6 protein-coding genes are annotated in these 9277 nt (G+C 68.6%); 4 read left to right on the plus strand and 2 right to left on the minus strand.

What is annotated here, in order from left to right; genetic code table 11:
- The first annotated feature begins 128 nt into the window (after nucleotides 1–128).
- The 4 genes from LQZ87_RS15145 to LQZ87_RS15160 all read left to right on the plus strand — a co-directional run bounded on the left by LQZ87_RS15145 (nucleotide 129) and on the right by LQZ87_RS15160 (nucleotide 5202).
- Entirely contained in the window at nucleotides 129–1304 is a 1176-nt protein-coding gene (locus tag LQZ87_RS15145) for a hypothetical protein (RefSeq protein ID WP_230104276.1), read from the plus strand.
- Between the two features lie 89 nt (nucleotides 1305–1393).
- Complete coding sequence (locus LQZ87_RS15150) at nucleotides 1394–1630, plus strand: hypothetical protein (RefSeq protein ID WP_230104277.1); 237 nt, start codon at nucleotides 1394–1396, stop codon at nucleotides 1628–1630.
- Nucleotides 1631–1744: 114 nt separating this feature from the next.
- Complete coding sequence (locus LQZ87_RS15155; protein ID WP_230104278.1) at nucleotides 1745–3595, plus strand: dynamin family protein; 1851 nt, start codon at nucleotides 1745–1747, stop codon at nucleotides 3593–3595.
- Nucleotides 3592–5202 carry a dynamin family protein gene (locus LQZ87_RS15160; protein WP_230104279.1) on the plus strand — a complete coding sequence of 537 codons (1611 nt, stop codon included), beginning with the start codon at nucleotides 3592–3594 and terminating at the stop codon, nucleotides 5200–5202. The genes LQZ87_RS15155 and LQZ87_RS15160 overlap by 4 nt, the downstream gene beginning before the upstream one ends.
- A 445-nt stretch (nucleotides 5203–5647) precedes the next feature.
- On the opposite strand, the gene LQZ87_RS15165 is transcribed toward LQZ87_RS15160, so the two are convergent.
- Both LQZ87_RS15165 and LQZ87_RS15170 read right to left on the minus strand, forming a co-directional pair.
- Nucleotides 5648–6370, minus strand: coding sequence for an IniB N-terminal domain-containing protein (locus LQZ87_RS15165; RefSeq protein WP_230104280.1), 723 nt, complete (start codon nucleotides 6368–6370; stop codon nucleotides 5648–5650).
- 131 nt (nucleotides 6371–6501) lie between these two features.
- Nucleotides 6502–9093, minus strand: a complete 2592-nt coding sequence (locus LQZ87_RS15170) for a LuxR C-terminal-related transcriptional regulator (protein ID WP_230104281.1) — start codon at nucleotides 9091–9093, stop codon at nucleotides 6502–6504.
- Nucleotides 9094–9277 lie beyond the last annotated feature (184 nt).

The following is a 9277-nucleotide window of genomic DNA, read 5'->3' on the forward strand; positions in this document are numbered from 1 at the left end:
CCACCCCCGATGATCCCCCGACCATTCCCCGATACGGCGCGGGATGCTCCCCGATGCCCGGTGCTGCCGCGAGTTCCAGACTCATATCAAGCGCCACTCGGCACTCACACGGATAAAGGGGTCTCATCATGGCTGTGCAGGACAACGCCAACTTGCTCGGCGCTCAGTGGAATCTGGGTGTCGAAGACGTCGGCAACGGCAACACGGACAACAGCGACAACTCGGCGGACGACTACTCGGACAACTCCGACAACTCGACTGACAACTCCGACAATTCGGACAACTCCGACAACAGCGACAACTCGGACAACAGCGACAACTCGGACAACTCGGCCGACGACAACTCGGACAACTCGGACAACAGCGACAACTCCGACAACTCGACCGACAACTCGGACAACAGCGACAACTCGGACAACTCCGACAACTCCGACAATTCGGACAACTCCGACAATTCGGACAACAGCGACAACTCCGACAACTCCGACAACTCGAGCTGGTGGCAGGACAACTCCGACCACAGCGACAACTCCGACAACTCGGACAACTCGGACAACTCGATCAACGACTCGTTCCAGAACAACTCGGTTCACGACTCCGGCAACACCACGCTGAACGATCACTCGATCAGCGTCGGCACGCGGCAGTTCAACGCCGGATTCAACGATCTGAACATCGCGGGTGCAGCGGGGGCGGCCGGTGCGGGCGGAAACCTGACGATCGACGCCAGGGCGACGCTGAACGACCAGTCCGTGAACCAGAACATCTCCACCGCAGCCAGCGGCGCGGCCGGCTCGGCCGGACTCGCCACCCTGGGCTACGGCGGCGGGGGTGGAGGCGGCGGCGACACCACCGGTGGCGACGTCAACCAGGTCATCGCGAACAGCAGCATCACGGCATCCGGTGACGGATCCGTCGCAGCAGGCGGAGACGGTTCGCTGACGAACATCAACACCAACATCACGGTGGGCGATGTCTCGATCGGCAACACCTGGAACACGGACTCCTTCAACGAGGACTTCTCGGACAACTGGTCGATCAACGACTCGTTCCAGGACAACTCCGACAACTCGGACAACTCGATGACGGACAACTCCGACAACTCGATGACCGATCTGTCGGACAACTGGTCGGTGAACGACTCGTTCCAGGACAACTCGATGACGGACAACTCCGACACCTGGTCCGTGAACGACTCGTTCCAGGACAACTCGATGGTCGACGACTCGCTCGATGTCGACGTGGCGGTCGACGACATCAATGTCGGCAGCCCCACTGGAGACATGAACGACGTCGATTTCTGAGGCACTGAGCCTGCTCTGCCTGGCTGCCTCTGGAAGGCAGCCGGGCAGAGCAGTACACTGCAGACAATCCGATCCGAAGGTCGTGAGAGATGTACGGTGACAGCGAATCGGCAGAGCAGCCGATCGACGACTCCGTCTTCGATGCGACCGTCTGGACGGATGCCGCAGCAGACACCGACCCAGCGGGGACGAACATGTTCACTGCGGAGATCGAGAACATCGACTCTTCCGACTGGGAAGTGGATCCGGACGTCATCTGGGGAGATGACCCGGCTGCCGCACCCGACCTGGACGGGGCAGCAGTGGGACCAGACCTTCTGGCCTGATCTCGAAACGGGGAGCAGGGGTGGTGCACCACCTCGTCAGCTCACGAGCAATTGGGGGAGCACGTGCCGGAAGTGCGCACCGCTGGGGAATCGGTCGCAGAAACAGTCCGCGAGGTGGGCAGCCTCGCGGCGTCCGCCGGCAGAGCCGACCTCGCCGAGCGTCTCGAGCAGACGCGAGACCGGCTGCTCGATCCTGGTATCAGGGTCATCGTGGTCGGCGAGTTCAAGCAGGGCAAGAGCAAGCTGATCAACGCGCTCGTCAACGCGCCGGCGTGCCCGGTGGACGACGACGTGGCCACCAGCGTCGCGACCGTCGTCGGCTACGCGCCGGAGCCCTCCGCGTGGATCATCGAGCGGGGCAAGAACAGCGGCCGAGACCCGCTGCATCAGGACTTCGAACGCCGAGAGATCCCGCTCGAGGAGCTCGCCGACTACGTCTCGGAGCGGGGCAACCCTGGCAATGAACGCGGAATCGTCTCGGCCGAGGTGCTCCTGCCTCGCGAGATACTCAAGGGCGGCCTGCAACTGATCGACTCGCCGGGAGTCGGCGGCCTGGAGTCCACGAACGCGCTGACCACGCTCGCGGCACTCTCCTCGGCGCATGCCGTGCTCATGGTCTCCGACGCCTCTCAGGAATACACCGAACCCGAAGTGCAGTTCCTGCGCCACGCGATGCGCATCTCGCCCAATGTGGCGGCCGTGCTGGCCAAGACCGACCTGTACCCGGAATGGCGGGAGGTCGAGCAGATCGATCGTCGGCATCTGATGGATGCCGGTGACGTGCCGATCTTCGCGGTCTCGAGCGATCTGCGGCTGCTGGCCGCCGAGATGCAGGATCGGAGCCTGAACGATGACTCGGGGTTCCCCGCGCTCGTCGCGCACCTGCGCCGCGAGGTGCTCGGCCGCGCCGGGGTGATCCACGAACGCGGCGCCGTGCACGATCTGCTCTCGGTGATCGACCAGCTGACGCTGTCGATGCGCACCGAACTGAACGCGCTGCAGAACCCTGAGGACACGCCGCGCATGATCGCCGAACTCGAGGCCGCCAAGGCCAGCGCGGACGAGTTCCGCGGACGATCGGCCCGCTGGCAGGTCACGCTGACGGACGGCATCGCCGATCTCGTCGCCGACATGGAGCACGACGTCCGCGACCGTCTTCGCCGCGTCATGCGCGAGGCGGAGAAGTCGATCGACGAGGGCGATCCCGGTCCGATCTGGGATCAGATCACCGAATGGCTCGATCAGCGGGTGGCCGCGGCCGTCGCCGAGACCTTCGTCTGGACCGACGAGCGATCGAGGTGGCTGTCCGAAGAGGTCGCCGACCTGTTCAGCCGCGGCGAGACGGCGCTGCCGGCGATCGATGTGCGCGACACCGGGGGCGTGCTCGACCCGGTGGAGGACATCGCGGGCCTGGACCCGGGGCAGCTCAGCGCGGGTGAGAAGATCTACATCGGCGTACGCGGCTCCTATGGCGGCGTTCTCATGGTGGGTCTGGTCACCGGCCTCATCGGCATGACGCTGATCAACCCGCTCTCCCTGCTCGCCGGCGTCCTGGTGGGACGACGCGCGTACCGCGAGGACATGCATGCGCGCCTGGCCAGGCGTCAGCAGGAGGCGAAGCTCATCGTCCGCCGGCACATCGACGAGGTGACCTTCCAGGTCGGCAAGCAGCTCAAGGATCGCCTGCGCCTCGTGCAGCGCACCGCCCGCGACCACTTCGGATCGATGGCTGAGGAGCTGCACCGCTCGCTCTCCGAAGCACTCACGACCGCCAAGCAGGCGGCGACGACCTTCACCTCCAAGCGCGACGCTCGCGTGAACACGCTGCGCGCGCGCATCAGTCAGCTCGACGAGCTCAGAAGCCGGATCCCAGCGCTCGATCCCGCCGCGGCCCAGGCGATCGAGCACACGCCGAGGCCAGTGGGTGCGCTGGGTGCCGGCGGATTCGGACGCGCCGACTCATGACGGCATCCATCATCGAGATCACCGAGGACCTCCTCGGAACGGCCCGCGACGTCTACCAGGGCGATGCCGCCGAGCTCGAGATCATCGAGCAGCTCGAGCAGCGTCTGCACGAGCCCCTGCGACTGGCCCTGGCCGGAATGGTGAAGGCGGGCAAGTCGACGCTCCTCAACGCTATGCTCGGCGAGCGGATCGCCCCCACGGACACCGGGGAGTGCACGCGCGTCGTCACCTGGTACCGCTTCTCGCCGACACCGACCATCACCCTGCATCCCCGTGTCGGCGAACCACGCAGGATGCCGATCCGACGCGATCACGGGCTGCTCGTGCTCGACCTCGACGGACTCGCGGCAGAGGAGGTCGAGTGGATCGACGTCGGCTGGCCGCTGCAGGCGCTGAAGTCGGTCATCCTGATCGACACGCCGGGTATCGCATCCCTGTCGGAGGACACCTCGACCAGAGCCGTCCGCTTCCTCACCCCGGAGGACGCTCCATCCGCGGCGGATGCCGTGGTGTATCTGCTGCGTCACCTGCACGGGTCCGACGTGAAGTTCCTCGAGGCGTTCCACGACAACGCCGCCGGTGCCGCCCAGACCGTGTGCGCGATCAGCGTGCTCTCGCGGGCGGACGAGGTCGGGTCAGGGCGCATCGACTCCCTGCTCTCGGCGCGGAGAGTCGCGCATCGCTATCAGCGGGACCCGGAGCTCGCCTCCCTCACGCTCGGAGTGGTCCCCGTGACCGGGTTGGTGGCCGAAGGCGCACGGACGCTTCGGGAGAGCGAGTACATCGCCTTCCGCGAGCTCGCCGGCCTCGACAGGGACGAGCGGGAACGGCTGCTCATCTCGGCCGACCGATTCCTGCGCGAGACGGATGCCACAGGCCTGAGCGTCGTCGTCCGCCGCGATCTGCTGGCCCGATTCGGCATCTTCGGAGTTCGGATGGCGACGGCGATCATCCGCGGCGGCGCGGCCAGCTCGTCGGAGCTCTCCGACGAGCTGGTGCAGCAGAGCGGCCTGCTGGAGATCCAGGACGTCGTGGCGACGCAGTTCCAGCCTCGCGCGGCCACGCTCAAGGCGCGGGGGATCGTGCACCAGCTCGAGCGGCTCGTGCACCAGTCGCCTCGCGCGGGGACAGAGGCCATCCGCGCCGGTGTCGAGCGGTTCACGCTGGCGGCGCACACGCTGCGCGAGCTCTCGCTGCTCGCCCAGGCACGATCGCAGGGGCTGCCCGTCTCGGACGACGATGCGCCTCAGGCGGAGCGGATCATCGGCGCCGAGGGCACCGACGCCCGCACCCGGCTCGGGCTGTCGCCGCAGGCGGATGACGACGCCGTCTGCTCCGCTGCCCGCGAGGCCATCGGGCACTGGCGACGGCTCAGCGCATCACCGCTCGCCGACCGGGGAGCGCTCGAGGTGTGCCGGGTGGTGATTCGCAGTCTCGAGGGGATCGCGTCAGAGATCGACGTGCCCTTGGACTCCCGCGGGTCCGCGCCTGACGTCGACCCGGCGGGCCGACCAGCTCATGGCCCTCGGCAGGATGCTGCACAGCAGCGCGAGGACGACGAGCCCCGCCTGCGCCGCGATCATCGCCTGAAACTGCGCCCCGTGTGATCCCAGCGCCACCCATTCGGGTGAGAGGACGACGACCAGCGCGAGCAGAGCGAGAGTGGACAGCTGCCACCACCGCACGTTCGGGCGCCGGCTGGTGAACGAGACCATCAGGGTGATCTGCACGAGCAGCACGGCGACGAGCGCTCCGAACACGATCCAGAACAGGATGTCGGCTGCGCTCGTGTAGGTCTCGTCGCTGCGACCGTCCGTGACACGGCGCGCCACCTCTTCGATCAGGGGCAGCAGCTCCTCCCTGACGACGAACAGGAACACGACCGCGAACGCGCCGACCGCGAAGCTGATGATCCAGAAGAACTGGCTGAGCCGCACCTCGAACGGCGGCGTCAGCTTCACCAGCACCGGCGCGACGTTCGCGCTGGTCACCTCCGGACGGCGCGGTGCCTCCCGAGCCTGGTCCGGATCCTGTTCGGTCACGGCGCCGATGTCAGTCCTCCTCGAGCGGTTCTTCGACGGCCGGTTCGTCGGCGATCGCTGCGCTCGCCGCATCGGCGTCGTAGGCGTCGTCGGCGGCCGCCATGTCGGTGTCGAGGACATCGGCGGGTTCGGCGACGTCGACGGGTGCCGCAGGCGCGACAGGTTCCTGAGCCGGTGCCGGGTCGACGGCGACGGGGTCGGCCGGATCGGGGACAGTGACGTCCACGTCGGCGTCGTTGAAGCTGCCGTCGTACGTCTCGTTGCCGATCGACACGTCTCCCACGGTCACATCCGTGTCGCTCTCGTCGATCATGCCGTCATCACCTGCGGCCACAGAGCCGTCGCCGGATGCCACGATCGCATCCTGATCGAAGACCTGGGTGACGTCGCCGCCGGCCGTCCAGATGTTCTGGTTCACCGACTGGTCGATCATCGTCGACCGCGCGTCGATGGTGGTGAACTGCTGGACCATCCGCATGATCTCGTTGGTCACCTCGGTGTGGGTGGTGGGCGGAGGCGGGTTCTCCGGCTGCGTGCGCGTGACGACATCAGGCCGATCGACGATGACCGGGCGAACGGATGCGACGTCGGCCAGGCAGGCACCGTGCAGATTGTTCTGCTCGAGAGCGTTGTCGGGATCGGCCGCGAAATCTGCTGCTGCATCCGGATCGCGGAGCAGGCTCAGGATGAAGGCGATCAGCGCATCCGCGATCGTCTCGATCGGTGACGTCATGGAGAAGTCCCCCTCTTGGATATCGTTCGAAGCTCAATGCACTTCGCCGGGCGTTCGCCCCTGCGCGAGCCCGCAGATCCCCAGATCCTGATACGGAGCGTATGCGCGCCCACGGCCCGTGGCATCGGGGATCACCCCGATACCCGCAGCTGCGGGGTGGGGGATTCGCCGACCGGAGACGAGTCGACGGGGCGGATGGAGCCGACCGCGTGATCCTCCCCGATGAGCTGCCGGAGCTTCGCCAGGACCTCGGAGCGCGATGTCGCGCCCAGGCGGTTGCGGATGTGCGCGATGTGATGCTCGGCCGTACGGGGCGAGATGAAGATGGCCTCGCCGATCTCGGCGTAGGTCTTGCCCTGCAGAACCAGGCGCGCGACCTCGATCTCGCGGTCGCTGAGCAGTTCCTCCTGGGAGGTCCGGGTCTCGCCCTGGTCGTCTGCCGCCGCGGCCTCTGACGCCTTGCGTGCGGCCTCGGTCGGATGCAGTTCGCGAGCGCAGGCGAGCAGCCGAGCGGCGATCTTGCGGTCCTCCGTGCGCGCGGCGCCGTGGCCGGCCAGGCGGGCGCCGTCCCATTTCAGACCGATGGATGCGAGGCCCTCCGCCGCGGCCTCGACTGCGGCGGGGTCGACGGTGCCGCCGAGCACAGAGGTCCAGACGCGACCGGCGCGCGCCATCACAGCGGCGACCCGACTGCCGGTGGATGCCGCGACCAGCGCCTTCGCATGAGGCGTCAGGTGCGCGGGGCTGCCGAGCAGGATGCCCTGCTGGATCCCTGCCCAGCGCAGGTGCGCTATCCACAGCGGCGGGTCGCCGATGCCAGCGGTGATCGCGAGCGCGTGCGCGAAGTGCTGCTCGACGCGTGCGGCGTCGCCCGCGCGGGTCGCCGAGCTGATGAGCTCCGACAGCGGATGCAGCAGGAACAGGTCGATCTCCGCGCGCAGGACGCTGCCGCGCGCATGCCGCCACGCCTCCTCGGCGCCGGAGGCGTCCTCGTAGCGCCTGGCGATCGCGACGCGCACGGCGTGGGCGAGCAGGTCATCCCGCGCCGACATCGACGGCGCGAGCTCGTACGCGCGGGCGAGGTCGGCGCGGGCGTCGGCAGGGCGGGCGCGCTGCACGGCGATCCACGCGCGCCAGAGCAGCAGGCGCGGTGCGGCCCATGACCCGCCGTGTGCGCCGCGGATCGCGTCGTCGACGACGGTCCGCGCTGTCGCGGTGGCCCCGGCGTTCAACGCGATGACGGCCGCGATGACCGCCGGCAGCTCAGGGACGGCACCCGTGGCGCGCGAACTCGTGTACATCTCGGCGGAGCGGACCACGTCGGCGAGCACGGCGTCAGAGGCGTCGCCGGCGATCGACGCCTGGATGCCCCGGCGCAGGAGCATCATGGCCACGCTCAGCGTCGACGGTGCACCGTCGACGCCCGCCGCGGGAGAGGCGGAGGCGGATCCGACTGCCACGGCGGCGACGGTGGCGAGGACGGCTGACACGGCATTCTGCGGTGGACAGGCGCGGTAGACCGCATCCGCCTGCGTCATCATCGCCCGAGCGGACCACACCCCGGCGGCGACGTCGGTCAGCGGGCCGGCGTCGACGGCGCGTGCATCCGGCGTGGCCTCGTCGGCGATGGCGATCGCGTCGTCCAGCTCGCCTCGCGCCCAGGCGCCTGCCGCCCGTCTGGCGGCGAGTGCAGACGGCACGGTGCCGCACAGGATCGCTTCCCGGTAGGCCTCCTCGGCGCGGGCGGGGTCGGTGTCAAGCATCCGGTCGCCGTGTCGCACCAGGGCGTCGGCCACGGCCTCCGAGCCGATCTCCTCCGCCAGAGCGATGACCCCCTGGCCGTCGGATTCGGCGTCTGTCACCGTGATCGAGCCGCTCAGCTCGGCGAGTCTGCGCGCGGGGAGCGAGGCCCGGACAGCCGACAGCACCAGGGGGACGGGGCGTCCGCTGCGCAGCAGCAGCCCCTCGGCGTGCCCGCACCGCACGGCGTCGTCCGTCTCGGCGGAGGGGACGTGCTGAGCCGACCGCAGGCACAGCGCCTGCACGGTCGAACGGTGGGCGGAGTCGATGGTGTCGAGTCGGTGCAGCACGGTCTCGGCGAGCGTTCGCTGCAATTCGGCGTGCGCGTCGTCGTCGATGCAGTCCAGCTCGTCGTGATGGCTCAGCGCTTCGACGACGAGCCAGGTCACCCCGCCCGTGGACTGCAGAATGTGCTGCAGACAGGCATCGCGCATCGCCGTCGCATCGGCCTCCAGGTGCGGAATCAGGTCCGAGGGGCTGACATGCCCGAGAACGACCGACGAGCCCGTCCGCTCCAGCGTTCGCGCGATGCCGCGCAGCGACTCCGGCGACGGCCAGGGGCGTGCTGCGACGATGAGCGCCGTCGACGCGTCGTCGGCTCGCTCCCGCAGCGAGGCCAGCTGCTCATCGTCGAGGAGGTGCGCATCGTCGACCAGCAGGACCGTCTCGGGAGGGGTCCTGCCGATCAGCGCCGGGTCAGGTGATGACAGGAGCTCCGCGCTGAGGCCGCGATCGAGCAGCATCCGGCGCAGGTGCCGCAGCGACGCCGACTTGCCGGAGCCGGCGTTCCCGATGAGCGTCGCCCGAGGAGGGGACTCGGGCGACGCGGCGATGGTTTCGATGACCGCCCGCAGCTGTCGGTTCCACAGGAAGACGGGGGCGGCGTGCGGCGCATGGTCCTGCCGCATGGAAACAACAGTCATAGTGGTCGGCTCTCTCAGGTCGGATCCGCTGAGGGAGCAGAAGGCGTCGGCCCGTCGGCCGGCGGCGTCGGAACAGGGTCGGCAGGGGCTGCGGTGGGCGTCGGGTCGACCGGGGGTTCGGTCGGCGGGTCGATCGGTGTCGGGTCGACCGGGGGGTCGGTCGGCGGGTCGCTCGGCGGCGGGT

Origin of the sequence: Microbacterium sp. Bi121 (assembly GCF_918698005.1) — a bacterium.
GTDB lineage: Bacteria > Actinomycetota > Actinomycetes > Actinomycetales > Microbacteriaceae > Microbacterium.

Bases quoted from the DNA above. Each gene is read 5' to 3' on its own strand.
- LQZ87_RS15170 (WP_230104281.1), bottom strand. From the start codon at position 9,093: ATGACTGTTGTTTCCATGCGGCAGGACCATGCGCCGCACGCCGCCCCC.
- LQZ87_RS15145 (WP_230104276.1), top strand. From the start codon at position 129: ATGGCTGTGCAGGACAACGCCAACTTGCTCGGCGCTCAGTGGAATCTG.
- LQZ87_RS15165 (WP_230104280.1), bottom strand. From the start codon at position 6,370: ATGACGTCACCGATCGAGACGATCGCGGATGCGCTGATCGCCTTCATC.
- LQZ87_RS15150 (WP_230104277.1), top strand. From the start codon at position 1,394: ATGTACGGTGACAGCGAATCGGCAGAGCAGCCGATCGACGACTCCGTC.
- LQZ87_RS15160 (WP_230104279.1), top strand. From the start codon at position 3,592: ATGACGGCATCCATCATCGAGATCACCGAGGACCTCCTCGGAACGGCC.